22 protein-coding genes and 1 pseudogene are annotated in these 25556 nt (G+C 60.6%); 16 read left to right on the forward strand and 7 right to left on the reverse strand.

Annotated features, from left to right (window positions below; all coding sequences use genetic code 11):
• Positions 1–159 precede the first annotated feature (159 nt).
• Positions 160–846, reverse strand: a complete 687-nt coding sequence (locus JZY08_RS24555) for a TetR/AcrR family transcriptional regulator (protein ID WP_003499109.1) — start codon at positions 844–846, stop codon at positions 160–162.
• A gap of 160 nt (positions 847–1006) precedes the next feature.
• Between JZY08_RS24555 and JZY08_RS24560 the strand changes: the two genes are divergently transcribed.
• The 12 genes and pseudogenes from JZY08_RS24560 to JZY08_RS24610 all read left to right on the forward strand — a co-directional run bounded on the left by JZY08_RS24560 (position 1007) and on the right by JZY08_RS24610 (position 16752).
• The gene (locus JZY08_RS24560) at positions 1007–2221 is read left to right on the forward strand and encodes an HlyD family secretion protein (protein ID WP_216332033.1); all 1215 of its coding nucleotides are present in this window, start codon (positions 1007–1009) and stop codon (positions 2219–2221) included.
• Positions 2222–2242: 21 nt separating this feature from the next.
• Complete coding sequence (locus tag JZY08_RS24565) at positions 2243–3826, forward strand: DHA2 family efflux MFS transporter permease subunit (protein ID WP_216332035.1); 1584 nt, start codon at positions 2243–2245, stop codon at positions 3824–3826.
• A 348-nt stretch (positions 3827–4174) separates the two neighbouring features.
• A complete protein-coding gene (locus JZY08_RS24570) occupies positions 4175–5197 on the forward strand; it encodes a LacI family DNA-binding transcriptional regulator (protein ID WP_216332036.1) in 1023 nt (340 codons plus the stop codon).
• A gap of 48 nt (positions 5198–5245) precedes the next feature.
• Positions 5246–6700, forward strand: coding sequence for a xylulokinase (xylB, locus tag JZY08_RS24575; RefSeq protein WP_216333515.1), 1455 nt, complete (start codon positions 5246–5248; stop codon positions 6698–6700).
• A 12-nt stretch (positions 6701–6712) separates the two neighbouring features.
• Positions 6713–6880, forward strand: a pseudogene (locus JZY08_RS27650) (riboflavin biosynthesis protein RibD); the annotation flags it as partial.
• Positions 6881–6919: 39 nt separating this feature from the next.
• On the forward strand, positions 6920–8230 hold the full coding sequence (gene xylA / locus JZY08_RS24580; protein ID WP_216332037.1) for a xylose isomerase: 1311 nt from the start codon (positions 6920–6922) through the stop codon (positions 8228–8230).
• Positions 8231–8956: 726 nt separating this feature from the next.
• Positions 8957–10336: a GH1 family beta-glucosidase gene (locus JZY08_RS24585; RefSeq protein ID WP_216332038.1), complete on the forward strand. Its 1380-nt coding sequence runs from the start codon at positions 8957–8959 to the stop codon at positions 10334–10336.
• 415 nt (positions 10337–10751) lie between these two features.
• Positions 10752–11381, forward strand: a complete 630-nt coding sequence (locus tag JZY08_RS24590; RefSeq protein WP_082184878.1) for an NAD(P)H-dependent oxidoreductase — start codon at positions 10752–10754, stop codon at positions 11379–11381.
• A gap of 309 nt (positions 11382–11690) precedes the next feature.
• The gene (locus JZY08_RS24595) at positions 11691–12806 is read left to right on the forward strand and encodes a methionine ABC transporter ATP-binding protein (protein WP_216332039.1); all 1116 of its coding nucleotides are present in this window, start codon (positions 11691–11693) and stop codon (positions 12804–12806) included.
• On the forward strand, positions 12796–13464 hold the full coding sequence (locus tag JZY08_RS24600; protein WP_035226075.1) for a methionine ABC transporter permease: 669 nt from the start codon (positions 12796–12798) through the stop codon (positions 13462–13464). Before JZY08_RS24595 ends, JZY08_RS24600 begins: the two co-directional genes overlap by 11 nt.
• A 68-nt stretch (positions 13465–13532) precedes the next feature.
• Positions 13533–14312: a MetQ/NlpA family ABC transporter substrate-binding protein gene (locus tag JZY08_RS24605; RefSeq protein ID WP_142170202.1), complete on the forward strand. Its 780-nt coding sequence runs from the start codon at positions 13533–13535 to the stop codon at positions 14310–14312.
• 196 nt (positions 14313–14508) lie between these two features.
• Positions 14509–16752: an EAL domain-containing protein gene (locus JZY08_RS24610; RefSeq protein WP_216332040.1), complete on the forward strand. Its 2244-nt coding sequence runs from the start codon at positions 14509–14511 to the stop codon at positions 16750–16752.
• Positions 16753–16931: 179 nt separating this feature from the next.
• On the opposite strand, the gene JZY08_RS24615 is transcribed toward JZY08_RS24610, so the two are convergent.
• The 3 genes from JZY08_RS24615 to JZY08_RS24625 all read right to left on the reverse strand — a co-directional run bounded on the left by JZY08_RS24615 (position 16932) and on the right by JZY08_RS24625 (position 19544).
• Positions 16932–17888, reverse strand: a complete 957-nt coding sequence (locus tag JZY08_RS24615; protein ID WP_082184876.1) for a rhodanese-related sulfurtransferase — start codon at positions 17886–17888, stop codon at positions 16932–16934.
• A gap of 275 nt (positions 17889–18163) precedes the next feature.
• Positions 18164–19072: a CHAD domain-containing protein gene (locus JZY08_RS24620; protein ID WP_003499138.1), complete on the reverse strand. Its 909-nt coding sequence runs from the start codon at positions 19070–19072 to the stop codon at positions 18164–18166.
• Positions 19056–19544, reverse strand: coding sequence for a CYTH domain-containing protein (locus JZY08_RS24625; protein ID WP_216332041.1), 489 nt, complete (start codon positions 19542–19544; stop codon positions 19056–19058). Before JZY08_RS24625 ends, JZY08_RS24620 begins: the two co-directional genes overlap by 17 nt.
• A 172-nt stretch (positions 19545–19716) precedes the next feature.
• On the opposite strand from JZY08_RS24625, the gene JZY08_RS24630 reads away from it, so the two are divergent.
• The 4 genes from JZY08_RS24630 to JZY08_RS24645 all read left to right on the forward strand — a co-directional run bounded on the left by JZY08_RS24630 (position 19717) and on the right by JZY08_RS24645 (position 22384).
• The gene (locus JZY08_RS24630) at positions 19717–20355 is read left to right on the forward strand and encodes a 2-dehydro-3-deoxy-phosphogluconate aldolase (protein WP_003499143.1); all 639 of its coding nucleotides are present in this window, start codon (positions 19717–19719) and stop codon (positions 20353–20355) included.
• A gap of 108 nt (positions 20356–20463) precedes the next feature.
• Positions 20464–21159 carry a tellurite resistance TerB family protein gene (locus JZY08_RS24635; protein ID WP_082184874.1) on the forward strand — a complete coding sequence of 232 codons (696 nt, stop codon included), beginning with the start codon at positions 20464–20466 and terminating at the stop codon, positions 21157–21159.
• Between the two features lie 315 nt (positions 21160–21474).
• Positions 21475–22167 (forward strand): GNAT family protein, encoded by a 693-nt coding sequence (locus tag JZY08_RS24640; RefSeq protein WP_216332043.1) that lies wholly within the window; start codon positions 21475–21477, stop codon positions 22165–22167.
• On the forward strand, positions 22154–22384 hold the full coding sequence (locus JZY08_RS24645; RefSeq protein WP_003499149.1) for a hypothetical protein: 231 nt from the start codon (positions 22154–22156) through the stop codon (positions 22382–22384). Before JZY08_RS24640 ends, JZY08_RS24645 begins: the two co-directional genes overlap by 14 nt.
• A gap of 30 nt (positions 22385–22414) precedes the next feature.
• On the opposite strand, the gene JZY08_RS24650 is transcribed toward JZY08_RS24645, so the two are convergent.
• The 3 genes from JZY08_RS24650 to JZY08_RS24660 form a co-directional block, all read right to left on the reverse strand.
• The gene (locus JZY08_RS24650) at positions 22415–23476 is read right to left on the reverse strand and encodes a nickel/cobalt transporter (protein ID WP_216332045.1); all 1062 of its coding nucleotides are present in this window, start codon (positions 23474–23476) and stop codon (positions 22415–22417) included.
• On the reverse strand, positions 23470–24111 hold the full coding sequence (locus JZY08_RS24655; protein ID WP_003499153.1) for a DUF1007 family protein: 642 nt from the start codon (positions 24109–24111) through the stop codon (positions 23470–23472). Before JZY08_RS24655 ends, JZY08_RS24650 begins: the two co-directional genes overlap by 7 nt.
• Positions 24112–24227: 116 nt before the next feature.
• Positions 24228–25406, reverse strand: a complete 1179-nt coding sequence (locus tag JZY08_RS24660; RefSeq protein WP_216332047.1) for a hypothetical protein — start codon at positions 25404–25406, stop codon at positions 24228–24230.
• Between the last annotated feature and the right edge of the window lie 150 nt (positions 25407–25556).

Consider the following 25556-nt stretch of genomic DNA (forward strand, 5'->3'; position numbering starts at 1 on the left):
GGAATATTTCCTTTCAGCAACAAGGACGGCCGAGAATTCGGTCAACGAGATTTATAGCGCAATACGCGAGAAACAAGGAGATGAAGTGCCTTTCAGGCAAGATTTCATCGAAATTTCGCGCAAGCCGCGTATCGGCGCTGGCGCCGTTGCTGAATGATCTCAGGCCTTGTCGGTTCCGTAGGCGGCCATGAATACCTTGATGGCGCTGGTAATCACCCGGTCCAGCTCCTCTTCGGGCACCGGACCGTCGATTTCTCCAAACAGCCGCAGCTTGAAGAAGGTGCCGGTGGAAAGCTCTATATATTGCCGGGCGGCCAGCTCGACGTCATCCACTTTCAGGTGGCCGAGCGCGACATGGTGCTCGATGAAATCCTGAAGCACGGTGCGGACATTGTTGGGTGCCGCGATGAAGAAACGCTGCGCCAGCTTCGGCATGCGGTCGATGACGCCGATGACCGAGCGCATGGCGGGGATCATCTCGGAACAGATCATCTTGTTGGCAAAGGCCTTGCCGAATTGCTTCAGCCCCTCGCGCACCTCTTCGGTGCCGGCCAGGATATTGCGCATGGAGGTGGCGAATTCCTGCCGGTGATGGTCGACGAGGGCGGCGAACAGATCTTCCTTGTTGGAGAAATAGACATAGATCGTGCCCTTGGAAACGCCCGCTTCTCGGGTGATATCGTTCATGCTGGCCGCATCGAAGCCCTTGCGCTTGAACACGCGCCAGGCACCCGCAAGTATCTGTTCGCGCTTTGCCGGGTCCTCGCCTGCCGCAAAACGCCCGGCGGGACTTCCGGGACAGCCCGTTTCCATGTCCGTTTCAATATCCATGTCTTCCCCTGCCATCGTTATCGCCTCCTAGCACGGCAATGGCGTAAAAAAAATTAACCAGACGTCGAACCAATCGGTTCGATAACGCTTGATATGTGTCAGGAAAGAGATTATGTCAATCGAACCGAACGGTTCAGTTCGAAAAACTTTCTTCAATCTATCACGGTAAGCTCTCATGTCGGCCCAGAAGAATAGCGCGGTTCGCGCCGTCAACGATGCGGAAGAGGCGGATGTTTCCGCCAAGGCCGAGACCTCTCCGGCAAAGCCGGTCGAGGCCCCGCCTCAGACCCCGGCACAGACCGTCGCCGCACCGAAGCAGAAGAAGCGTTCGAAGCTTCTGCCTGTCATCGCCATTGCCCTTCTCGCCGGTGCCGGCTGGTATGGTTACAACTGGTGGGTCGACGGTCGCTTCATGGTCTCGACGGATGACGCCTATATAGAAGGTGACATTGCGGTCATTGCTCCCAAGGTTTCCGGTTATATCGCCAAGGTCAACGTGGTCGAAAACCAGGAAGTCAAGGCCGGCGATCCGCTGGTGACGCTGGACGACGGCGATTATCGCATCGCGCTTGAGCAGGCCGAAGCGCAGATCCGCACCGAGGAACTATCTCTGAAGCGCATTGATGCGCAGATCGTCGGCGGCGAAGCATCGCTTGAGCAGGCCGTTGCCCAGAAGGGCGCACTGGATGCCGCCCTTCGCGGCGCGGAAATCACCCAGAAGCGCGCCAGCGAATTGCAGGCGAAGGATGTCGGCACGGTTGCCGCTTCCGATAGCGCCCAGGTTGCGCTCGATCAGGCCAAGGCGAATGTTGTCGCAGGCGAGGCGGCGATTTCTTCGGCAAAGGCCAATATCGAACTCCTGCGCGCCCAGCGCGAGGAGGCCGAAAGCACCGTCCGTTCGCTGCAGCTTTCCCGTGACAAGGCCGCCCGTGACCTGTCCTTCACGGTTCTGAAGGCGCCCTATGACGGCGTCATCGGTAATCTGGCGGTTCAGAACGGCGATCTGGTTTCGGTCGGCAAGCGTCTGGCATCGCTGGTGCCGATGAACGAGCTTTATATCGACGCCAATTTCAAGGAAACGCAGCTTGCGCGCGTGGTTCCGGGTTCGAAGGTTCGCGTGCATGTGGACGCCTTTGACGATGCGACCATTGAAGGCACGGTGCAGTCGATTTCGCCCGGCTCGGGTTCGGTCTTCTCCATGCTGCCGCCGGAAAATGCGACGGGCAACTTCACCAAGGTCATCCAGCGCGTGCCGGTGCGCATCGTCTTTTCGAAGGAAGACCTCGCCAAGCACAATCTGCGTGCGGGCCTGAGCGTCGTTGTCGATGTCGACACCCGTACGGCGCCGGAAAACACGAAAACAGCGCAAGTTAACCCGCAGGCCAAATAAGGCTTCGTTGAGGGCAAGATCATGGCGGCTACGGTTGTCGGTACGGGCGGGGCGTCCATCCCCGCCGATCCTCCGATGGACAGGCGCAGGCTCATCGCGTTCTTCGCGATGGTCTTCGGCATGTTCATGTCCATTCTCGACATTCAGATCGTCTCCGCTTCGCTAGCGGAAATCCAGGCCGGCCTCGGTGCCGGCTCGGACGAGATCGCCTGGGTGCAGACCTCCTATCTGATCGCCGAAGTCATCATGATCCCGCTGTCGGGCACGCTGGCGCGCATCCTGTCCACGCGTGTGCTCTTCGCCACCTGTGCGGCCGGCTTCACTATATCGAGCGCGCTCTGCGCCACTGCCACCAATATTGACCAGATGATCGTCTACCGCGCGATCCAGGGCTTTATCGGCGGCGGCATGATCCCCTCCGTGTTCGCCGCCGCCTTCACGATCTTCCCGCCTTCGAAGCGCTCGGTCGTCTCGCCGATCATCGGTCTCGTCGCCACGCTTGCGCCCACCATCGGCCCAACGGTCGGCGGTTATCTTTCCAATGCCTTTTCCTGGCACTGGCTGTTCCTCGTCAACATCATCCCCGGCATCATCGTCACCATCCTGACCTGGAGCCTGATCGATTTCGACAAGCCGGAAAAGTCGCTCTGGAAGAAGTTCGACTGGTGGGGGCTGATCTCCATGGCGGTCTTCCTCGGCTCGCTGGAATATGTGCTGGAAGAGGGCAATAACAAGGACTGGTTCAACGACGAGCATATCGTCTTGGGAACGGTCGCCATGGTCATCGGTGCCGTGGTGTTCTTCTGGCGCGCCTTCAAGGTGGAATTCCCTGTCGTCGATATCCGCGCCTTCGCGGACCGCAATTTCTCCATCGGCTCGCTGTTTTCCTTCGTCATGGGCATCGGGCTTTACGGGCTGACCTATCTTTACCCGCTCTATCTTGGCCGGGTGCGTGGCTATGATGCGCTGATGATCGGCGAGACCATGTTCGTTTCCGGTCTTGCCATGTTCTTCACCGCGCCGATCGCCGGCAAGGTCTCCACCAAGCTCGATCCTCGGGTGATGATGGCCATCGGCTTCATCAGCTTCGGCTGCGGCACATGGATCATGACCTATGTGACCACCGACTGGGATTTCTATGAACTTCTGATCCCGCAGATCCTGCGCGGCTTCGGGCTGATGATGTGCATGGTGCCGATCAACAACATTGCGCTTGGCACCTTGCCGCCCGCCCGCATCCGCAATGCATCCGGCCTGTTCAACCTCACCCGCAACCTCGGCGGCGCGGTTGGGCTTGCCGTCATCAACACCATGCTGTCGCAGCGCACTGACGACCATTATGTGCGGCTGGCGGAACATGTCAGCTATTCCAACCCGCAGGCGCTGGAATGGCTGAACAATGTCGGCGCCAACTATGATTCCTACGGGCTGGATGGCGCTTCCGTCGCGATCAAGAAACTGGTCGGCATGGTGTCGCAGCAGGCATGGATATTGGCCTTCGCGGATGTGTTTTTCGCGCTGACGCTTTTGTTCGGCAGCCTGATCTTCATGACGATCCTGATCCAGAGACCCAAGGCAGCGCCGCCGCCAGACGCGGCGCACTAAAACAATCCCCTCCCATCCACCGCAGAGCTGGGGCCGTCGGAAATGACGGCCCCTTTTTTTGTTTCGAATATGGAGCGAGCGGTTGCTGCTTGTTTCTTCTCCCCGCCGGGGAGAAGTCCGCGGCAGCGGTATGAGGGGGCGACGGTAGAGATAGACCGAGAGCTTGCCCCCTCATTCGACCCTTCGGGCCACCTTCTCCCCGGCGGGGAGAAGAAGCCAGTCGCAATGTCGTCACAGGAACCACGCCCAATTCATGATCCCGGCTTTCGGCAAAATATGAGGTACGTACATCATTTTTCGGTTTACCTCGCCCTCAAAGCTGGATATTCAAAGGCGAGGGGAGGAACCATGAAGCCGACAGTTCACGACATCGCCGAGAGGGCGGGCGTCAGCCTCGCCACCATAGACCGTGTGCTGAACATGCGCCCCGGCGTGCATGCGGCCACCCGCGCGCGGGTGGAGGCGGCGATTGCCGAGCTTGGTTATGTGCGCGATATCGCCGCCGCCAATCTGGCCAAGGGCCGCAACTATTCGCTGGTCTTCATCCTGCCCGGCAACGACAATTCTTTCATGGCGACGTTGCGGGCCGAGGTACGGGCCGCAGCCAGCCGCGCCCATCTGGAACGCACGGCAATCCGCATCATCGAGGTGCCGCCCTTCAATGCTGCGGCGCTGACCGAAGCGCTGGAGGTTGCGCGGCGGGAAAAACCCTCGGGCGTCGCTTTCGTCGCCACCGATTCAGAAGATGTGGCCGAAGCGGCAGACCGGCTGGCGGATGACGGCATCGCCAGCGTCACGCTGGTTTCCGATCTCTCCGGCTCGCGGCGCGACCATTATGCCGGCGTTGACAACGTCGCGGCGGGGCGCACGGCGGCAAGCCTCATGGGGCGTTTCCTCTCCGGGCGCGGCGGCGATATTGCGGTGGTCGCCGGCTCCATGCTGGTGCGCGACCATCGGGAGCGCCTTGAAGGTTTTCGCACCGTCATCGAAAGTGAATTTCCGGAATTGCAGCTTCTGCCGGTGCTGGAGGGCAGGGACGATCCCGCAGCCGTCGAGGCGCTGGTCACCGAGGCGATGGGCAATGGTGCGCTTTCCGGCATCTACAGCCTTGGCGCGGGTAATCGCGGTCTCATCCGGGCACTCAGGGCTTCGGGCGACGAGAGGCCACTCTCGGTCATTGCACATGAGCTTACGGAAAACACCGCCAATGCGCTGCGGGAAGGGGTGCTCGACGCCGTGCTCAACCAGGATGCCGGTCATGAGGTGCGCAGCGCCATCCGGGTGCTGAAGGCCCGCGCCGATGGCCAGCCTGTCATCGCCGCGCAGGAACGTATCCGTATCGACATATTCCTCAGGGACAATCTGCCCTGAGAAAACCGCATGAACTTTGGCGCATGGAGCGCCGGAATGGAGAAATACATGTATCTCGGTCTCGATCTTGGAACATCCGGCATCAAAGCCCTGCTGATGGACGGCGATCAGAAGATCATCGGCTCGGCCAACGGATCGCTGGACGTTTCGCGCCCGCATCACGGCTGGTCGGAACAGAACCCGGCCGACTGGATCGCTGCCGCCCAGACCGCGATCACCGGGCTGAAGCAGAAGTTTCCGAAGGAGCTGGCCGCCGTCAAAGGCATCGGCCTTTCCGGCCAGATGCATGGCGCGACGCTGATCGACGCTGCCGGCAAGGTGCTGCGCCCGTGCATTCTGTGGAACGATACGCGCTCCTATGCCGAGGCTGCCGAACTCGACGCCGATCCGCGCTTCCGCAAGATCACCGGCAATATCGTCTTCCCCGGCTTCACCGCGCCGAAACTTGCCTGGGTGGCGAAGAACGAACCTGAAATCTTCGCGAAAGTGGCCAAGGTGCTGTTGCCGAAGGATTATCTGCGGCTGTGGCTGACCGGCGAATATATCTCCGAAATGTCCGACTCCGCCGGCACCTCCTGGCTTGACACCGGCGCGCGCAAGTGGTCTGCCGCGCTTCTCTCCGCCACCGGGCTGGATGAAAAACACATGCCGTCGCTGGTGGAAGGCACCGATGAGGCGGGTGTGCTGCGGTCCGAACTCGCCTCCGAATGGGGTATTTCTGGCCGGGTCGTGGTTGCCGGCGGTGCCGGCGACAATGCGGCTTCCGCCTGCGGCATGGGCACGGTGAAGGAAGGCCACGCCTTCGTGTCGCTTGGCACCTCCGGTGTGCTGTTTGCCGCCAACGCCTCCTATTTGCCGAAGCCGGAAAGCGCCGTTCACGCCTTCTGCCATGCGCTGCCCAACACCTGGCACCAGATGGGCGTCATTCTGTCCGCCACCGATGCGCTCAACTGGTATTCGCGCCTCACCGGCAAGTCCGCAGCCGACCTGACAGGCGAACTGGGCGACGAACTTCTGGCCCCGACCGGCGTGACCTTCGCGCCCTATCTTTCCGGTGAGCGCACGCCGCATAATGACGCCGCCATTCGTGGTTCCTTCATAGGCCTTTCCCATGAAAGCGACCGCAAGGCGCTGACGCAGGCGGTGCTGGAAGGGGTTACCTTCGCCATCCGCGACAATCTGGAAGCGCTGAAATCAGCCGGCACCTCCATTTCCCGCGTCACCGCCATCGGCGGCGGCTCACGCTCGGCCTATTGGCTGGCCTCGATTGCGACTTCGCTCGGCGTGCCCGTGGATATTCCGGCGGAAGGTGATTTCGGCGCGGCTTTCGGCGCAGCTCGTCTCGGCCTTATCGCCGCAACCGGTGCCAATCCGGTGGCGGTCTGCTCCCAGCCGGAGACGGCGCGGACGATCGAGCCGGTGGCGGCGCTTGGCGGCGCCTATGAGGAGGCTTACCGGCGGTATCACGGGCTTTACCCGGCGATCAGGGCGCTTTCGCATTGAGGCTTCGCGTTCGCCGCTTACCCCCCCTCTGCCCTGCCGGGCATCTCCCCCTCAAGGGGGGAGATCGGCAAGGCGCTACGCTCATCACTTCAGATGCAACGATAGAGGTGGGCGGGACGGCCCAACAATTCGATCTCCCCCCTTGAGGGGGAGATGTCCGGCAGGACAGAGGGGGGTAACCACGCCCTCCATCATTTCAACCAACCAAGGAGGATCCCCATGAGCACAGGTTTTTTCGGCGATATCGGCAAGATCAAATATGAAGGCCCCGACAGCACCAACCCACTCGCCTTCCGCCATTACAATCCCGACGAGATCGTCGCCGGCAAGCGCATGGAGGATCATCTGCGTTTCTCGGTTGCCTATTGGCACACCTTCACCTGGCCGGGTGGCGACCCCTTCGGTGGCCAGACGTTTCAGCGTCCCTGGTTCGAAGACACCATGCAGGCCGCCAAGCTGAAGGCCGATGTCGCCTTCGAATTCTTCTCGCTGCTCGGTTCGCCCTTCTATTGCTTCCATGATGCGGATGTGCGCCCGGAAGGCCGGAATTTTGCTGAAAACACGAAGAATCTCAACGAGATCGTCGATTATTTTGCTGAAAAGCAGGCTCAGACCGGCGTCAAGCTTCTCTGGGGCACGGCAAACCTCTTCTCCAACCGCCGCTTCATGTCGGGCGCGGCCACCAATCCGGACCCGGATGTCTTCGCTTTCTCCGCCGCCACGGTGAAAACCTGCCTCGACGCCACCAAGAAGCTCGGCGGCGCGAACTATGTTCTGTGGGGCGGCCGTGAGGGTTACGAAACCCTGCTCAACACCGATCTTTCCCGCGAGCTGGACCAGATGGGCCGTTTCCTCAATCTGGTGGTGGAATATAAATACAAGATCGGTTTCGAAGGCACGATCCTGATCGAGCCGAAGCCGCAGGAGCCGACCAAGCACCAGTATGACTACGATGTCGCCACCGTTTATGCCTTCCTGCAGAAGAACGGTCTGGAAAAGGAAGTGAAGGTCAATATCGAGCAGGGCCACGCCATCCTCGCCGGCCACTCCTTCGAGCATGAACTGGCTCTCGCCAATGCCTTCGGCATTTTCGGCTCCATCGACATGAACCGCAACGATTACCAGTCCGGCTGGGATACCGACCAGTTCCCCAACAATGTGCCGGAAATGGCGCTTGCCTATTACCACGTGCTGGCCGGTGGCGGCTTCAAGAATGGCGGCACCAATTTCGATGCCAAGCTGCGCCGCCAGTCGCTCGATCCGCAGGATTTGCTGATCGGCCATATCGGCGGCATGGATTGCTGCGCCCGCGGCCTGAAGGCGGCGGCGAAAATGGTCGAGGACGGCGCGCTGTCCAAGCCGCTTGCGGAACGTTACGCCGGGTGGGACGCCCCTCAGGCCCAGAAGATGCTGCGCGGCGAGCTGAAGCTCGACGAGATCGCGGCACTGGTGGAGCGCGAGGATATCAATCCCGAGCCGAAATCCGGTCGTCAGGAATATCTGGAGAACGTGGTCAACCGTTACGTTTGACCGGATCCTTGTTTCCAAAAAAGAAGGCGGGGGAACATCTCCCGCTTTCGTCGTTTCGGTTTGACGATCCTCGTCACGGCACACGCGACGTCATCCTCGGGCTCGACCCGAGGATCCATGGTGTGCCGAGTTGTGGATCCTCGGGTCAAGCCCGAGGATGACGTCGAGGTCGCGGGCCAAGTTGAGCCTCATCTTTGTCAGGCGCGGACAGTCTCGCTCCGCACATCCTTCCTCGCCAATCACTTGCCGCAAAATATCTCCCCTTCCATTCCCACCCGCCCATTCCGTCGCATCATTCCCCTGCAACCGGAACGGAAGGGCGATACGCGCGGCGCCTTTTGCGGACCGGCGGCCGGCATCGACAAGCATGGTTCTGGCAGACCATGTTCCGGAAAGGCATCCCGCCGGGCCAGAGGCGGGAGGGGCTGAACCGGTAGGTGCCGTGAAAAGGCTGAAACCAAAGGGCCGGCGACGGTCCGAAGATGCGGCCCGGCAATTGCAAAACTTTCACCACACTGATTTGCACCCGCATTTGCCGGGCCATTCCCTCCTGCCGCCACGGCAGCGCTGTTGTGGCGCCCGTGCATCTAAAGCGCTTTGGATTGACGGCGACGCGCTGCTGAAACGTTGCAGATTTTGCTCATTCGCTTCTGTACCTATTTCCCCACATGGTCTAAACCGCTGCTGATCTTTTCCCGCTCGATGGATGATGAAAGGGCCTCTCCGATGACCGATCCCAAAGCGCTAGCAGCCCGTTTCCCCGGGGATTTCCTGTTTGGAGTCGCAACTGCCTCCTTTCAGATCGAAGGCTCGACCAGGGCAGATGGCCGCAAGCCCTCGATCTGGGATGCCTTCTGCAACATGCCGGGTCACGTCTTCGAGCGTCACAATGGCGATATTGCCTGCGATCACTATAATCGCTGGGAGCAGGATCTCGATCTCATCAAGGACATGGGCGTCGAGGCCTATCGTTTTTCCATCGCCTGGCCGCGCATCATTCCGGATGGTTTCGGGCCGATCAACGAGAAGGGGCTGGATTTTTACGACCGCCTCGTCGATGGCTGCAAGGCGCGCGGTATCAAGACCTATGCGACACTTTACCATTGGGACCTGCCGCTGACGCTGATGGGTGATGGCGGCTGGGCCTCGCGTTCCACGGCCCATGCTTTCCAGCGTTATGCCAAGACGGTCATGGCAAGGCTCGGCGACCGGCTGGATGCGGTGGCGACCTTCAACGAGCCGTGGTGTGCGGTATGGCTCAGCCATCTCTATGGCATTCACGCGCCGGGCGAGCGCAACATGGAGGCCGCCCTTGCCGCCATGCATCACATCAATCTCGCCCATGGTTTCGGTGTCGAGGCATCTCGCCATGTGGCGCCGAAAGTGCCTGTGGGGCTGGTGCTCAACGCCCATTCAGTCATTCCCGCCTCCGACAGCGAGGCCGATCTCAAGGCCGCTGAGCGGGCATTCCAATTCCACAATGGCGCCTTCTTCGATCCGGTCTTCAAGGGTGAATATCCGGCCGAGATGATGGAAGCGCTGGGTGGCCGCATGCCGGTGGTGGAGGCGGAAGACCTTTCCATCATCAGCCAGAAGCTCGACTGGTGGGGCCTGAATTATTATACGCCGATGCGCGTCGCCGACGACGCTACCGAAGGTGCGGAATTCCCTGCCACCACACCGGCCCCCGCTATCAGCGACGTGAAGACCGATATCGGATGGGAGGTCTATGCCCCGGCGCTCAAGTCGCTGGTGGAAGACCTCTACAAGCGCTATGAACTGCCGGATTGCTACATCACCGAAAACGGCGCCTGCTATAATATGGGTGTCGAAAATGGCGTGGTGGATGACCAGCCGCGGCTGGATTATTATGCCGAACACCTCGGCATCGTCGCCGATCTGCTGAAGGACGGCTACCCGATGCGCGGTTATTTCGCCTGGAGCCTGATGGATAATTTCGAATGGGCCGAGGGATATCGCATGCGCTTCGGCCTCGTGCATGTGGATTATGACACGCAGGTGCGGACGCTGAAGAACAGCGGCAAATGGTACAGCGCCTTGGCGTCCAATTTCCCCAAGGGCAATCACGGTTTGGCGAAGGGGTGAGGCGACGCCCTAGGGCACCGGTCTCTCGCCATGGTCAGCATTCGAACAATGCGCCTCCTCATCCCTGTGCTCGTCACAGGGATCCAGTCAGCCCAAGTCCTTGGGCTGAGAGGAGTCTTTCCGCCACGCAGACGCGTGTCGGCTGGATTCCTGTGACGAGCACAGGAATGAGGGTTGGGGGGGCGGCCGTGCATGAACTTTACGCCCCGCATCCGGTAGCAGGCGACGTGCCAGCGCCCGCCGCCATAAAGTTCTTTCCCCTTATTATCAGTTTTCCAAACTTTTTTATCGGTTACCCCGCGGTGCCTGCTTGCGTCCGCCATCCCGCCTCCTATGTCAGACGGGCTACGAAGGCGTAGCACCCGTTCTGGCATCCAAGGGGCAGGGCGGGTTGGTCCTCCCAGGGAAAACGAACATGCTTATCGAAAAACTCAACTGGCGTTACGCCACCAAGAAAATGGACCCTTCCAAGACTGTTGCGGAAGACAAGGTCGAGCGCATCGTCGAGGCGGCGCGGCTTGCGCCCACGTCCAGCGGTCTGCAGCCGTTCGAAGTGATCGTCGTCACCGATCCGGAAGTGCGCGCAAAGATCCGCGAAATCGCCTGGAACCAGGCGCAGGTTACCGAGGGTTCGCATCTTCTGGTGTTTGCGGCGTGGGATAACTACACTGAAGAGCGGATCAACCACATGTTCGATCTGGTCAATGAGGAACGCGGTATCCGGAATGAGGGATGGGAATCCTATCGCCAGATGCTGCTCTCTTCCTATCCGCAGCGTGACGAGCAGGTGAATTTCGAACATGCTGCCCGTCAGGCCTATATTGGTTTCGGCATGGCCGTGGCGCAGGCCGCTTTCGAGGGTGTCGATTCCACCCCGATGGAAGGTTTCGATCCGGCAAAGCTGGATGAAATCCTTGGCCTTCGTGCAAAGGGCCTGCGCTCCGTCACCATCCTGCCGCTCGGATATCGTCAGTCGGAAGGCGACTGGCTGGTGAACCTGAAGAAGGTCCGCCGCCCGATCGAGGAATTTGCGAGCCGCGTCTGATTTCCAGGGCACTCGCAAAGTCTTGACCGCCGCAAGGTCGCAATGACGGCTTTGCGGTAGATTTTTCCTCTGATTTCAGATAATTGAAAAATCATCCCTGTTAAAAGATGGCGCCTGCGGGCAAGTATGCGCCATCGAAATGCCGATCCCCGGCATCTCTTGAGTGAAAGCCTGACGAAATGACCCGGACAGTCACCCGGAAAATCAGCTGTCATCGAATGTGCCATCCGGCCGCATGAAGAGAGCGGCTGTCTGCCGCAACAGGATTTTTTGAGACCCGATCCGTCACGCGTTTTCCCAGAGTTTTCAATGAGTTTTCAATCCAGCGCGGCATCGCCCGCGACCCCGCCGAAGGCGGTTTCAGAACTGGCGGTCAAGGACCCGATGGTCACGTTCGAAGGCGTGACCAAGACATTCGGCGGTGCCGATGGCAAGCCGGGCTTCGCAGCCCTTGCCGGCATCGATTACACCGTGCCGAAGGGCTCCATCACCGGCATCATCGGCCGTTCCGGTGCGGGCAAATCCACCCTTATCCGCCTTGCCAACGGTCTTGAAAAACCCTCCTCCGGCCGCGTCATCGTCGATGGCGTCGATGTTGCAGCCCTTGATGAGAAGAGCCTGCGGACGCTGCGCCGTTCCGTCGGCATGATCTTCCAGCATTTTAATCTCCTGTCGTCGCGCACCGCTTTCGACAATGTGGCGCTGCCGCTCGAAATCGCCGGTCTCGGCAAGAGGGAGATCGAAACCAGGGTTGCACCGCTGCTCGATCTGGTCGGCCTTTCCGACAAGGCGAAGCGTTATCCGGCGGAACTTTCCGGTGGTCAGAAGCAGCGTGTCGGCATCGCCCGCGCGCTTGCCACGCAACCCAAGCTGCTGTTGTCCGACGAGGCGACGTCGGCGCTCGACCCGGAGACGACCCAGTCCATCCTCGAGCTTCTGAAGCGCATCAATGCCGAACTGGGGCTCACCGTTCTGCTCATTACCCATGAGATGGAGGTGGTGAAGACCATTGCCTCGCAGGTGGCGGTCATCGACAGGGGCCTGATCGTCGAGCAAGGCCGTACCTTCGATATCTTCACCGCACCGAAACACGAGACGACCCGCAGCCTGCTGTCGTCCTCGGTCGGCGTGAAGCTGCCGCATTGGGTGACTTCGGGCTTGAAGCCGGAAGCTGCGGAAGGTGACCGCGTTCTCGTGCGGCTGGTGTTCTTCGGCGAAACGGCTTTCCAGCCGCTGACCGCCCGGCTTGTGGCCGAGATCGGCCCCGATGTGAACATCCTTGCCGGCACCATCGAGGAAATTTCCGGCGAACCCTTCGGTTCGCTGGTTGTCTCCTATCCGGCCACAGCGGAAATCACCGCCCGCGCCAGCCGCTTTTATACTGAGACCGGTCTTCACACGGAGGTGCTCGGTTATGTCGCCTGATATGATTTTCAACCTTCTATTGAAGGGCCTTCTGCAAACGCTGCACATGGTCGCGGTCGCCGGCATCGTCGGTTCGATCATCGGTGTGCCGATGGGCGTTTTCCTCGCCACCAGCGGCAAGGGCGAACTGTTCCCCGCGCCGATGACGAACCGCATTCTCGGCCTCGTCGTCAACGCGGCGCGCTCCACACCCTTCATCATTCTGGTGGTGGCGATCATTCCTTTCACCCGGCTGGTGGCCGGCACATCGATCGGCACCAGCGCCGCCATCGTGCCGCTCACGGTCGCCACCGTGCCTTTCATTGCAAGGCTGGTGGAGGCGGCGATCCGCGAGGTGGACAAGGGCCTGATCGAGGCCGCCCGCGCCATGGGCGCGACACCGTTGCAGATCGTCACGAAAGTCCTGCTGGCCGAAGCCAAGCCCGGCATCACGCTGGCGCTGACACTCACGCTCGTCAGCCTTATCGGTTATTCGGCGATGGTCGGCGCTGTCGGCGGCGGCGGGCTGGGAGACCTCGGCATTCGCTACGGTTACCAGCGATTCATGCCTGACGTGATGCTGGCTGTGGTTCTGGTGCTCATCGTGCTGGTGCAGCTGGTGCAGAGCGCCGGTGACCGCCTTGCCCGCAGCTTCGACAAGCGGACCCGCAAAAACTGATAAAGCCGTTCAAGAACAACAATCCCAAGAATAACAATCCCAAGAATAACAAACCCAAGGAGACACCCATGAAGAAAATCATCCTCGCGGCTTCGCTCGCCGCTCTCTTCACCGCCGGTCAGGCGCTGGCCGAGACCATCAAGATCGGCGTAACCCCCGCCGAGCACGCGCAGATCATGGAGCAGGTCAAGAAGATCGCGGCGACCAAGGGTCTGGACATCGACATCGTCGAATTCTCCGACTATGTCGTGCCGAACCAGGCGCTGAACGATGGCGAACTTCAGGCCAACTCCTTCCAGCACCAGCCTTACCTCGACAACCAGATCGCCGACCGCAAGTTCGATCTCGTCAGCGTCGGCACCACCATCACCACCCCGATGGGCGTTTATTCGAAGAAGGTGAAGAACCTTGACGAACTGAAGGACGGCGCGACCGTCGGCATTCCGAACGACCCGACCAATGGCGGCCGCGCGCTGCTGGTTCTCGCTTCCAAGGGCGTGATCAAGGTCAAGGAAGAAGCCGGCCTGAAGGTAACGCCTGCCGACATCACCGAAAACCCGAAGAACATCCAGATCGTCGAGCTTGATGCTGCCCAGCTGCCGCGCTCGCTTGACGACACCGATGCCTCTGTCATCAACACCAACTATGCGACGGCTGCCGGCCTGAACCCGAAGAAGGACGCCATCGCCATCGAAAGCGAAAAGTCCCCTTACGCCAACATCATCGCCGTCCGCGCGCAGGACAAGGACAAGCCCTGGGTGAAGACGCTGGTCGAATCCTACCACAGCCCGGAAGTGAAGGCCTTCATTCTGGAGAAGTACAACGGCACGGTCATCCCGTCCTGGTAATCCTGTCGGTTACGGCAAAAATGACGACCTCTCCCGGTTACGGGGGAGGTTTTTTGTTTTTGGGCCCGCGTGCAACCACGTTTTCTGAAAACCCCCCATGATTTCGGGGAAGGATTTTTCAGGTTTTTACCCTGACTGTCGTTTTATACCCGTTGTTTTTTGGGGCCGCGTCACAATCCGGTTTAACGGCTTCTGAATGTTTCCTTCGCAAGATGATGCTTTCGAAGGGGATTTTATGCGGATTGCGCCGCGAAACATTGGGGAATACCTGCCGGTCGGGCGTAGAACGGCCGTGGGCGTCGTATTGTCCACATTCGCGCTCGTGCTTCTCATCGTCACCGCGCTCGTCCTGTCCGCCTTGAGCCAGGTCAGGGAAAAGGCGAATTTGCTCGACAACGCCCGTTCGCGCGAGACGACGGCCGGCGCCCTCGTCACCTTCCGCGACCAGCTAGGCGCGACCCTGAACGACTATGCCGCCTGGGACGACGCGGCGGAATATGTGTATGCCCCTGACCGCTTCGACTGGGTGGCCAGCAATTATGGCGACATGACGGTCAACAACGAGCTTTTCGATACCGCCGTCGTGCTCGACGAGGACGGCAAGGTCCGCATGGCCTATCAGAACGGCAAGCCAGCCTCCTGGAAGTCGCAGAGTTATTTCTCTGGCGGCGTCAGGGAAATGATCGAGCGCGTTCAGTCCATGCGGCCAGGCATTACCTCTCAGGTGACCGGTTTCGTCAAAACGCGCGATGGCATCGCCGCCGCAGGCGTGGCGCTGGTACGGTTGAAATCGGGAGCATTGCCGCCGGTCGGTTCCGAGCGGCGTTATCTGATTTTTGCGCGCCATCTCACGCAGGCGACAGTGGACAAGCTCGCCCGCAATTACGTCATCGACGGGCTGCAACTGGAATATGGCGACGGGCCTGCCGAAAACCATGTGGATATCGTCAACCCGCTGGGCGATGTGCTGGCGCGGCTCGTCTGGCGCTCGCATCTGCCGGGGGATGTCAGCTTTCATGATGCGCGCCCGGTCGTCTTTACCGCGCTCGGCATTGCGGGAACGTTCTTTCTCGTCCTTCTCATCATCGGCTCTGCCACGCTTGACCGGCTGAAGGCCGATGAAGCGGCGGCGCGGGAGGAGGCCCTGCGCGATCGCCTGAGCGGGCTCAGCAACCGCGCCGGCCTGTTTTCCAAGCTGAACCGCATGGTGGGCAAGGCCCGGCAGGACAAGACGGACATCAAGCTGCTTTACCTCGATCTCGATGGCTTCAAGGAGATCAACGATTCCTACGGCCATGCTGCTGGCGACAGGCTGATCAAGGGCGTGGCGGCGGCGCTGAGGGTGCTGGTGCCGGAAGGTGCCGTGCTGGCGCGGCTTGGCGGCGATGAATTCGCCATTGCCATTCAGGGCAATGACGTATGGTCGGAGGGCCGCAAACTCTGTCAGGCGCTGCTTGAACTTTTCACCGAGCCCTTCAGCATCGGGGAGCGGGTGGCGAGCATCGGTTGCAGCATCGGTACCTCGGTTTCGAGGGCCGGCGATATCAATGGTGAGGAACTGCTGCGCCGCGCCGACATGGCCATGTATCAGGCCAAGGAAAACGGGCGCGGGCGTTACGTCTCCTACGAGCTGAAAATGGATGCGCTGCGCGAAGAAAAGCTGCAGCTTGAGGCGGATCTGCGCCACGCCATTCTGAATGACGAAATAACGGTGGTCTACCAGCCGGTCGTCAGCGCCGCCACGCGCTGCATCACCGGGGTGGAAGCGCTAGCCCGCTGGCAGAGACCGGGATACGGCTTCGTGCCGCCGGATATCTTCATCGCTGCTGCCGAGACCAGCGGCCTCATCGACCGGCTCGGCCTTATCGTCCTGCACAAGGCCTGCGAGACGGCGGCGCAATGGCCCTCCATCAAGCTTTCGGTGAATATCTCACCCGTGCAGTTCCGCAATCCCGCCTTCTCCCGCCATGTGGCGGATATTCTCGCCGCCACGCAGACGCCGACCGAAAGGCTGCGGCTGGAGATGACGGAGGGATATTTCATCCAGCATCCGGAACGGGCAAGTGCGGCGATCGACAAGCTGAAACAGCTTGGCCTGCACATAGCGCTCGATGATTTCGGGGCCGGCTTTGCAAGTGTCGGCTATCTGCGCCGCTTCGGTTTCGACCGCATGAAGATCGACCGCTCGCTGATCATGGCGCTCGAAAAGGGCGGACGCTCTCTGCAAATGCTGCAGGCGACGGTGGCGCTGGCGAAATCGCTCGATATCCCGGTCACCGCGGAGGGTGTCGAGACGGAAGAACAGGCGGCCATCCTGCATCTGTGCGGTTGCGACGAGTTGCAGGGTTACCTGTTCTCGAAACCCGTCGCCGCCGAAGTCGTCACCGCCATGCTGGAGGAGCAGACGGCGCCGCTGTTTGCGCTTCGGGCAGGGGCGTAAGCAGCTGGCTTTACTTGCGCAGGCTTACGGCGGACAGGCGCTTCCTCCATATTCGAGGTCATCCTCGGGCTTGACCCGAGGACCCACATCAACCGCGACAATGGATCCTCGGGTCAGGCCCGAGGATGACGCAGGAAAGGTTAACCATCTGGTGTCCGGCTGCGTTTACTGCCGACCCGTTACCGACCCAGATGCCGCTCGCCGCGCTTCTTGGCCAGTTCGATCTGCTGCTGCCGGTCGCGGAAGCGCTGGCGGTCCTCTTCTGTCCGGTCGTCGTAACAGCTCGGGCAGGAAACGCCTTCCTCGAACAGCGGGGATAACCGTACTTCCGGCGTGATCGGGTTGCGGCAGGCATGGCAGAGCTTGTGGTCGCCTTCCGCCAGCCCGTGAACCACCGAGACGCGCTCGTCGAACACGAAGCAGGCGCCTTCCCACAGGCTCTCTTCCTCCGGCACTTCCTCCAGATATTTGAGGATGCCGCCTTTCAAGTGATAGACCTCGTCGAAGCCCTGTTCCTTCATGAAGGCGGTCGCCTTTTCGCAGCGAATGCCGCCGGTGCAATACATGGCGATCTTCGGCTTGTTGTGCAGGCCGGGATTGTTCTTCACCCAGTCGGGAAACTCGCGGAACGTCTTGGTCTTCGGATCGACCGCGCCCTTGAAGAGGCCGATGGCGGTCTCGTAGTCGTTGCGCGTATCGATGACGATGGTATCGGGGTCTGAGATCAGCCCGTTCCAGTCGCGCGGCTCGACATAGGTGCCGACGATGCGGTTCGGATCGATATCCGGCACGCCCATGGTGACGATCTCTTTCTTGAGCTTCACCTTCATGCGCACGAAGGGCATGCCCGACGCGCGGCTTTCCTTGTGCTCCAGAGCGGCAAATTCCGGCTGGGCGCGCAGGAAGGCAAGCACGGCGCGAACGCCCGCATCCGGCCCGGCAATGGTGCCGTTGATGCCTTCGGCCGCCAGAAGCAGCGTGCCCTTGACGCCATTTATCTGGCAGAGCTCGAACAATGGCTCGCGCAGGCTTTCGAACCGCGGCAGGCGGGCGAAATGATAAAGCGCTGCCACAAGGAAATCGCCAATAATGCCAGGGGCGACGTCCGGGCGGGGGAGAATGGTGGTGTCGGTCATGGGCGCTGAAATACAGCGACGGCGGCCGCAAAGCAATATTTATCCGCCATCGCCGGTATTTTGAAAATCGTCAGATATCGGACAAAGGGAGCAAAATGTGGGGCGGTTCGTCACTTAAATCCGCGTTGGTGAGACCGCAAAACCCCTCTTCCGTCATCCTTGGGCTTGTCCCAAGGATCTAATCACGCCGCGCAAAATCGAAACGTTGCAAATCCTCGGGACAAGCCCGAGGATGACGTCGAGTGGGTGGGGCGTTCCCTTCGTCGCCTTCCCTCCTATTTCCCCGCATGCCGCCACAGGAGGCCGACGATGCGGCTTTCCGTGCCAGCGGATTCGGAGAAGACTTCGTTTGCCAGCTGAAGACCTTCTGTGCGCAGCGCCTGCTGCCTCTGGATGATCGCATCGAGAAGCAGGGCGAGCCTTTCGCCATTGCCGAAACGCTCCGGCTCCCGATCGGCGACGGCGGCAAGGACGGAGAGATCGTGCTCATGGCCGAGTATGTCGACCAGCCTTTTGGTATCGGCCCTTTTTGCGCGCATGGCGGAGGGCCAGATGCGGCGCAGCAGGCCGAGATGCATCCAGTAGGCCTGCCCGGCCTTGCGCAATTCATGGAAATGCTCGACGTCGGCATGGTCGTGACAGTCGGCAAGCGCCTGGCGCGCCCGTTTTCTCTGCTTTGACCAGCTGGTTCTCACCAGCCGCGTGGTGTCTTTCACCTCGTCCGTCAGCGACAGCGCCTTCAGCCTCTCGCGTCCCGCCTCGCATCCGGCGATGGCCGCCGAAATGGCGTCGTCGAGGCCTGCCTCATGTTCGATGGCGTGATCGCGGCGCTTGCGCAGCATCGCCGCGATGGAACGCAGCGCCTTGCCCTGCGCATCGGAGAGCGCGAAAGGTTCGAGATAATCCGCCGTCTCCACCAGTGCCGTCGCATCGCGCGCAAAGGCGAGCGAGCGGGCGATGTCGCGGAAACGGGCGTTTTCCTCACGGCTGAAATCGGGCGCACCCCTGGCAACGAGGCGGTAGAGCGCGCGCAGCCGCTTGAACCGCTTGCGGGCGTCATGCACCGCTTCGTGCGGGCCGGACGGCCGGTCACGAAGGATGGTTATCGCATCGTCGATCAGTTCCAGCCCGGCACGACGGATTTCGTCGTCAAAGGGCTTTTTAGGGTCAATTCTGAAAGGCATCCGACAATTCTCCATGCGGATTGTCCGTGGCCAGCGACTGGTTGGAAAAGCGGCGGTCGCCCGTCACTTCCCTGCCAAGCCAGGAGGGCAGATCCGGATCGGCATTCTCGTCGTCCATCTCCACCTCTGCCACCACCAGTCCCTGATATCGGCCTTCGAAAACATCGATTTCCCAGGTGAAGCCGCCGTGATCGACGGTGTGGCGCGTCTTTTCGATCACCACCCCCGGCGCGCTTGCCATCATCTCTTCCGCGTCTTTGAGGGGAATGGAATATTCATATTCGTCGCGGACAAGCGCGCTTGCGCCGATCTTGATCGTCAGTGTCGCGTCACGTCCGTTGACGATCCTGACCCTGACGGAACGATTTTCCAGCGAGGCGACATATGCCTGCCGAAAAGCCATGCTATGCGTGACCTCATTGCGCCATTCACCGCCTGCAACAAGAAACTTCCGTTCAATTTCCTTGGCCATGCTGTCTCCGCAAACTGGTGCGCCAGATTATCGCAAGATGAGGTCGCGAAGAAGCGAATTGATTGAAGTATCTGGATAAAAAATGGCCCCGTCATGCCTCGACATCAAAGCCGGGGCAGGCTAATCGGTAAACGGGATTTCAATCGGTTCAATCGCGTAAGGGAGGCTCATCTTGGCCCAGGACTCCGAAAAACTGCTCTCCATCCTCAAACTCCAGCCGGTCGTTCCGGTGCTGATCGTGGATGATGCCGCTTCCGCCGTGCCGCTCGCGCGCGCCCTCGTCGCAGGTGGCCTGAAGGCAATCGAAATCACCATGCGCACGCCCGCCGCACTCGACGCTATCCGCGCGGTCGCAGCGGAAGTGGAAGGCGCCAATGTCGGCGCCGGCACCATCCTCAATGCGAAGGATTTCGAAGCGGCGGCGGAAGCGGGTTCCACCTTCATCGTCAGCCCCGGCATCAACAAAAGCGTGCTCGAGGCCGCACGCGGCTCCAAGGTGCCTTTGCTTCCAGGCGCTGCCACCGCAAGCGAGGTCATGGCGCTGCGCGACGAGGGCTACAAGGTGCTGAAGTTCTTCCCCGCCGAACAGGCCGGTGGCGCGCCTTATCTCAAGGCACTGTCCTCGCCGCTCGCCGGCACGGTGTTCTGCCCGACCGGCAGCGTCTCGCTCAAGAACGCCAATGATTATCTGTCTCTGCCGAATGTGGTGTGCGTTGGCGGTTCCTGGGTTGCCCCGCGTGAACTGGTGGCGACCGGCGACTGGGCTGGTATTACCAAGCTTGCCGCCGAAGCCGCAGCCCTGCGCGGCTGATCTGCACGTCTTCAAACCCGTTCACGAAGGCGTGAGCGGGTTTGACATTTGTATTCGCGCCACGACTTCCTATCTCCCCTGTAGATTTGACCCTTACAGGAGATTTTGATGTTCGACGCCAAGAAGCTTCTTGAACAATTCCTCGGCTCACAGGTGCCGGGCCTTTCGGGAAGCGTCCGTGACAGAGCCGGGCAGGCCGCCGATATCGCCAAGAACAATCCCTTGAAGGCCGGTGCGCTCGCCGCCGCCATTCTGGGCACCAAGACCGGCCGCAAGCTTGCCGGCAATGTCGCCACCATCGGCGGCGTCGCGGCCATCGCCGGTCTAGGTTATCTCGCCTACAAGAACTACAAATCCGGTGAGAAGCCGGAAGTCGCGCCGAAACCCGAGCCGGAGCTTCTGGCGCCGCCGGCCGATTCCGCCTTCCATCCGCAATCTCCCGCCCTTTCCAACGATTTTGCGCTGAAGCTCATTCAGGCGATGATTGCTGCGGCCAAGGCCGACGGTCATATCGACGAGAACGAGCGCGCCAACATCATGGAAAAGGTGCAGGTCTCCGGCCTCGACACGGAAGCGGAACGTTTCCTCGAAAAGGAACTGGCCGACCCGCTCGATATTGACGCGCTGGTCGCCGCTGCCCGCACCGAAGAGCAGAAGGTGGAAATCTACACCGCCTCGCGCCTTGCCATTGAGGCCGATACGCGGGCGGAACGCGGTTATCTCGACCTTCTCGCCGGACGGCTTGGGCTGCCGGATGCGCTGGTCGATCATATCGAGGCGACGGTGGTGGCTGCGAAGGTTTGAGGTAGTGCTTTGGGCTTGAGCATGAGGGTTTGAGCGTGTGGCTCACCCCCCTCTGCCCCGCCGGGCATCTCCCCCTCAAGGGGGGGATCGACCCGGAGCGACCTCTCGGCCATCTTCAACGTTGCGAGGGAGCGAGCGTTTCATTCTGGCTGATCTCCCCCCTTGAGGGGGAGATGCCCGGCAGGGCAGAGCGGGGTGAGCCGCACCCACCAAGGCATAACCCCAACTGCCGACGGCCACAGCAATACACGCCACTTCCCGGTTGTCATCCCGCCCCGCTTGGCCTAATCCTTCTCCCAGACAATGGGGAAGAGAATGCGCGATCTGAATGATTTTAGGGGATGTCCGGCGCCGCAGCCGGTGACGCTGAAGGGCCATTATGTGACGGCGGAGCCGTTTGATCGCGACAGGCATCTTGCGAGACTCTGGGCGGCCCTTGGCGGCGAGGGGACGAATACGCTCCTCAAATATTTCCCGCAAAGCGCCTTTCCCAATGCCGACGCTTTCGGCGACTGGTTGTTGAGCGCGGGTGAGAAGCTCAACTGGGTCACGCTGGTCTTCATTGAAAACGCCACCGGCGATATCGTCGGCATGGCGAGCTACATGCGGCCCGATCCCGCCAATGGCGTCGTCGAGGTGGGCTCAGTCGCCCATGGCGCGAAGATGAAGCGTTCACCGCTTTCCACCGAGGCCCATTACCTGATGGCGAAACATGTTTTCGAGGATCTGGGTTACCGTCGCTACGAGTGGAAATGCCATAACGACAACGAACCCTCCAAGATCACGGCGAAACGGTATGGTTTCACCTTCGAGGGCGTTTTCCGCCAGCATATGATCTCGAAGGGTGCAAACCGCGATACGGCGTGGTTCTCGATGATCGACGGTGAATGGCCGCTGATCGGCAGGGCCTTTGAAATCTGGCTTTCGCCGGAAAATTTCTCCGCTGACGGCACACAGAAGCGCAAGCTTGAGGATATTCGTGCGGAGCTTGCCAATGCCAGCGCCTGACAAGCCCACGCCGCAGAAAAAGGACGGGTCCCCGGCCGTTGCCGCCGTCCTCATCATCATCGGCTTCGGACTGGTGTTTTACGTCATGCCGAAAATCATGCTGTGGCTGGGAAATTATTCGCCCTGGCTTGCGGCCGCCTTCGGCACGGTGGCGGTGCTCTGTTTCTTCCTGCTGTTCTGGCTGCGCGCCCGTTATCAGCGCCGTCGTGACGGCTAGGGCAGGCTGCGCAGTTTTACTGGAAATGCCCTAGAGCTGAAGCGACGCGCCGAGCAGCATCAGGCCCATCAGCAACACGAACAGCGCACCGGCGATCTCGATCGCGTGGCTGATGCCCGCCGCCTTGCGGCTTCCGGGGCCGGCGAAGCGCACGGCAAGACCCTTGGCCGATACGGCCATGATGGCAAGCAGCGACACGGTGATGGCGGTGCCGAGCGACATGGCGAGGACCGAGAGCACGCCGCCGAGATAGAGCCCGTTCAGGAGCGCAAAGCTCATGACGATGATGGCGCCCGAGCAGGGTCTGAGGCCCACCGCGATGATGGCCGACCATGCTTCGTGCAGGCTGAAGTTCTTGCCCTTCAGAAGCATGGGATCGGGCGCGTGGGATTTGCCGCACGCCGTGCAGAGATCACCGGTGCCGTTGTGGTCGTGGTCGGCAAAAACCGGCTTGCCCTGAAACCTTAGACCCGTACCCATGCCGGTGGTCTTGGCTGCCGCCGCTTGCCCTGCCGCCGCGAAAATCGCGACCGGTTCGCGCCTGATGCGCAGTGACCAGAGTTTGCGCACCAGCAGCCAGGCGCCGAACAGGGCCACCATGGCAAAACTGGCGATCTCCATGGCCTGCGTGGCCTTCGTCATGGTGATGGAGGTGCCGCGCAGCACCAGCCAGGCAGCACCGACGAGGCCGATGGCCACCGCACCCTGGAGGAGTGCGGAAACGAAGGAAATGAGAATGCCGCGTTTCAGCTGCGTTTCATTGGCGATCATGTAGGAGGAGATGACCGCCTTGCCATGGCCGGGGCCGGCGGCATGGAAAACACCATAGGCAAAGGAAAGGCCGATCAGCGAGCCAAGCGCCCAGCCATCCTCGCGCATGGCTTTCAACGCGCCGGTCAGCGCCCGGTAAAACATCTGCTGGTGCACATTGATCCACTGCATCAGCGGCGCAAAGGGGCCGCCGACGGAGAAGGACGGTTCGGCCGAACCGATGCCGAGCGGTGACTGGGCGTGGGCGGCGCCGGTAACGGCAATGAGACCGATGGCGACGATCATCAGCTGGCCGGCCAGGCGCCCGTTGCGGCTCAGCATGTCACCTCCAGCCGGGTGGCGAACATCTTGGTCATGTCGGTGCCGGTCGGATCGTTGAAAAAGGCGTCGGTCAGGGTGCTCTGGTTCTGGGCGAGCACTTCATCCGGATCGGGGCGGACGACATGGTGCTTGCAGGCGTTCAAATCCTTGCCTTCGGTTGCCAGATCGGCGTCTTTCGCAAAATCGATCGCCGTATACATGGTCGGATCCCAGGCGCCGAAGCTGAGCTTGCCCTTGATGGCGAGCGGCTTGGTCGGCTTCACGGAAAAGAACATCAGGATCTGGTTGTCCCTGTAATCGACGTGAATGGCCTCCGGCTTTCCGAACGCAACCGGTTTGCTGTCGGCGGTAATGAAGGTGTAGTAGGAATATTCGGCAAGCGATTCCAGCACGGTATTGCCGATTTCGGCGAGTTCGTCCTTGTCGAGCTTCAGGTCGCTGTTCTTGTCGTAATCCATCACCACGCTTGCAGAGAACATCTCGTCAAAGCGCCAGATGTTGCGCACTTCCTGAATGGTGCCGTTCGGCCCCTCGACGATTTCCATGCGCGCTTCGGCGAAAATATGCGGATGCGCCACGGCGGCGACGGGAACGGAGGTCAGGCCGGCCGCGAGAAGCAAAAAACGTCTTTTCATTATCCGGTCTGTCCTGCCTTCGAATCTTGAAGGTCTGACTCTAGCAGAAAATGGGACCGAATTTCGACCTGCCGCGCTCTTCCATAACAATGCGCCGGTGCAGACCAGCGAATGTTTCAGAAGGTGCCGCTGAAACGCGAGGTGACGCTGGAGCCGCTATAGGAGAGATCGGTGTCGCGCTCGCCATGCAGAAGGCGGTTGAACTCCACCTCCAGCTTGCTGTTTCTGCCGGTATCGAAGGAGAGCGTGGCGACCAGCCTGCGCTCGCTGCTGTCGTAATTATAATAGATCCAGTCCTTGTGGACGCGCCGCAGCGAAAGATCGAGCCCCAGCCTGTCGGTAAGCTTGCTCTTTACGACAAACTGCCAGCGGCGGTGGAACTCGGCAATGGGGTCATCAGGGTCAAAAAGCGCATAGTCCTGCGAGAAGCCCGCACCTAAGGCGATGCTTTCACTCGCCTTCACTTCCGCTTCCGCCCGAAGGTAGGGCCTGGTGCGCTTCACCTTGTCGCTGATTTCGTCGCCGGAGATGGATGTCAGGCCGGCCTCGGCCAGAACCGCGAAGTGCTCGGAGAATTTGTAACCATAGGCAAGCGAGCCGCGCAGCGTGCTGGCCGGAAAACGCTCATATCTCTCCTGCTGGCTTTCCGGCACGAGGATGCGGTCATAAGCAAGGGTCAGCCCGGCCTCGCCACCGGCCAGCGGCCTTTCATGCTCGGCCTTGAACGACAGAAGCGCTTCATTGGCCTCCAGGCGGGTGGGTTCGAAATAGGCGGGCTTGAACCGTGCCTTGCCCTTCATCAGGCTGGCAACGCTCGCCGTCAGCGTGGTCTTGCCGCCGAGCGCGAGAATGCCGAGCTGGGAGGAGGCCTCCAGCTTGTGATCCAGTTGCCGGTAACCAATGTCTTCCTCCGGCAGATGTATGAAGATATCGCCGGCATCGCTGCGCGTACCCCGCAGTTCCACCGCCCATTCCAGCCGTTCGGAAAACCGCCTGGTCAGCCCCAGCGTGGCAATGGTGTTGTGTTCATTGGCGAAGCGGTAGCGGGGGAGGCGGACCTCCTCGTGATCGAGCGAATACCGCAGTTCCGCCCCTTCCAGAGCGATCTTTCCATTGAGCCCGAGCCCGGTGCGCAGCGACACCGCCTTCAGGCGATTGGTGTCGGCGAAATAATTGGTGTCGCTGGAGATGCCGGATCTGTAGGTGATGTTGTGTTCATCGGCCTTCTCGCCCGCCCGCACGATGCCGGTGCAGGCAAGCCCAAGAACAAGTGCGATGCATCCCCCCAGCCGCATTTGCATCTCCGGTTGCTAATTAAGCAATATCTTATAGTTGGATGGTTAACAAAGTCTCCGTCATGATTTTACTGCCGCAGCCGTAAAAGATAGAAGGCGGCACTGTAATTCCTTCAGAAGAGACAAGCCCGGCTATGTAAAATTTTATTA

The sequence above is a fragment of the Rhizobium sp. X9 genome (genome assembly GCF_018873185.1).
In the GTDB taxonomy this organism is placed as follows: domain Bacteria; phylum Pseudomonadota; class Alphaproteobacteria; order Rhizobiales; family Rhizobiaceae; genus Agrobacterium; species Agrobacterium oryzihabitans.

Coding starts and splice junctions, on each gene's coding strand:
- JZY08_RS24585 (WP_216332038.1), top strand. CDS start 8,957: ATGACCGATCCCAAAGCGCTAGCAGCCCGTTTCCCCGGGGATTTCCTG.
- JZY08_RS24600 (WP_035226075.1), top strand. CDS start 12,796: ATGTCGCCTGATATGATTTTCAACCTTCTATTGAAGGGCCTTCTGCAA.
- JZY08_RS24595 (WP_216332039.1), top strand. CDS start 11,691: ATGAGTTTTCAATCCAGCGCGGCATCGCCCGCGACCCCGCCGAAGGCG.
- JZY08_RS24640 (WP_216332043.1), top strand. CDS start 21,475: ATGCGCGATCTGAATGATTTTAGGGGATGTCCGGCGCCGCAGCCGGTG.
- JZY08_RS24645 (WP_003499149.1), top strand. CDS start 22,154: ATGCCAGCGCCTGACAAGCCCACGCCGCAGAAAAAGGACGGGTCCCCG.
- xylB (WP_216333515.1), top strand. CDS start 5,246: ATGTATCTCGGTCTCGATCTTGGAACATCCGGCATCAAAGCCCTGCTG.
- JZY08_RS24605 (WP_142170202.1), top strand. CDS start 13,533: ATGAAGAAAATCATCCTCGCGGCTTCGCTCGCCGCTCTCTTCACCGCC.
- JZY08_RS24660 (WP_216332047.1), bottom strand. CDS start 25,406: ATGCGGCTGGGGGGATGCATCGCACTTGTTCTTGGGCTTGCCTGCACC.
- JZY08_RS24590 (WP_082184878.1), top strand. CDS start 10,752: ATGCTTATCGAAAAACTCAACTGGCGTTACGCCACCAAGAAAATGGAC.
- JZY08_RS24655 (WP_003499153.1), bottom strand. CDS start 24,111: ATGAAAAGACGTTTTTTGCTTCTCGCGGCCGGCCTGACCTCCGTTCCC.
- JZY08_RS24620 (WP_003499138.1), bottom strand. CDS start 19,072: ATGCCTTTCAGAATTGACCCTAAAAAGCCCTTTGACGACGAAATCCGT.
- JZY08_RS24650 (WP_216332045.1), bottom strand. CDS start 23,476: ATGCTGAGCCGCAACGGGCGCCTGGCCGGCCAGCTGATGATCGTCGCC.
- JZY08_RS24555 (WP_003499109.1), bottom strand. CDS start 846: ATGGCAGGGGAAGACATGGATATTGAAACGGACATGGAAACGGGCTGT.
- JZY08_RS24615 (WP_082184876.1), bottom strand. CDS start 17,888: ATGACCGACACCACCATTCTCCCCCGCCCGGACGTCGCCCCTGGCATT.
- JZY08_RS24635 (WP_082184874.1), top strand. CDS start 20,464: ATGTTCGACGCCAAGAAGCTTCTTGAACAATTCCTCGGCTCACAGGTG.
- JZY08_RS24565 (WP_216332035.1), top strand. CDS start 2,243: ATGGCGGCTACGGTTGTCGGTACGGGCGGGGCGTCCATCCCCGCCGAT.
- JZY08_RS24570 (WP_216332036.1), top strand. CDS start 4,175: ATGAAGCCGACAGTTCACGACATCGCCGAGAGGGCGGGCGTCAGCCTC.
- JZY08_RS24560 (WP_216332033.1), top strand. CDS start 1,007: ATGTCGGCCCAGAAGAATAGCGCGGTTCGCGCCGTCAACGATGCGGAA.
- xylA (WP_216332037.1), top strand. CDS start 6,920: ATGAGCACAGGTTTTTTCGGCGATATCGGCAAGATCAAATATGAAGGC.
- JZY08_RS24610 (WP_216332040.1), top strand. CDS start 14,509: ATGTTTCCTTCGCAAGATGATGCTTTCGAAGGGGATTTTATGCGGATT.
- JZY08_RS24625 (WP_216332041.1), bottom strand. CDS start 19,544: ATGGCCAAGGAAATTGAACGGAAGTTTCTTGTTGCAGGCGGTGAATGG.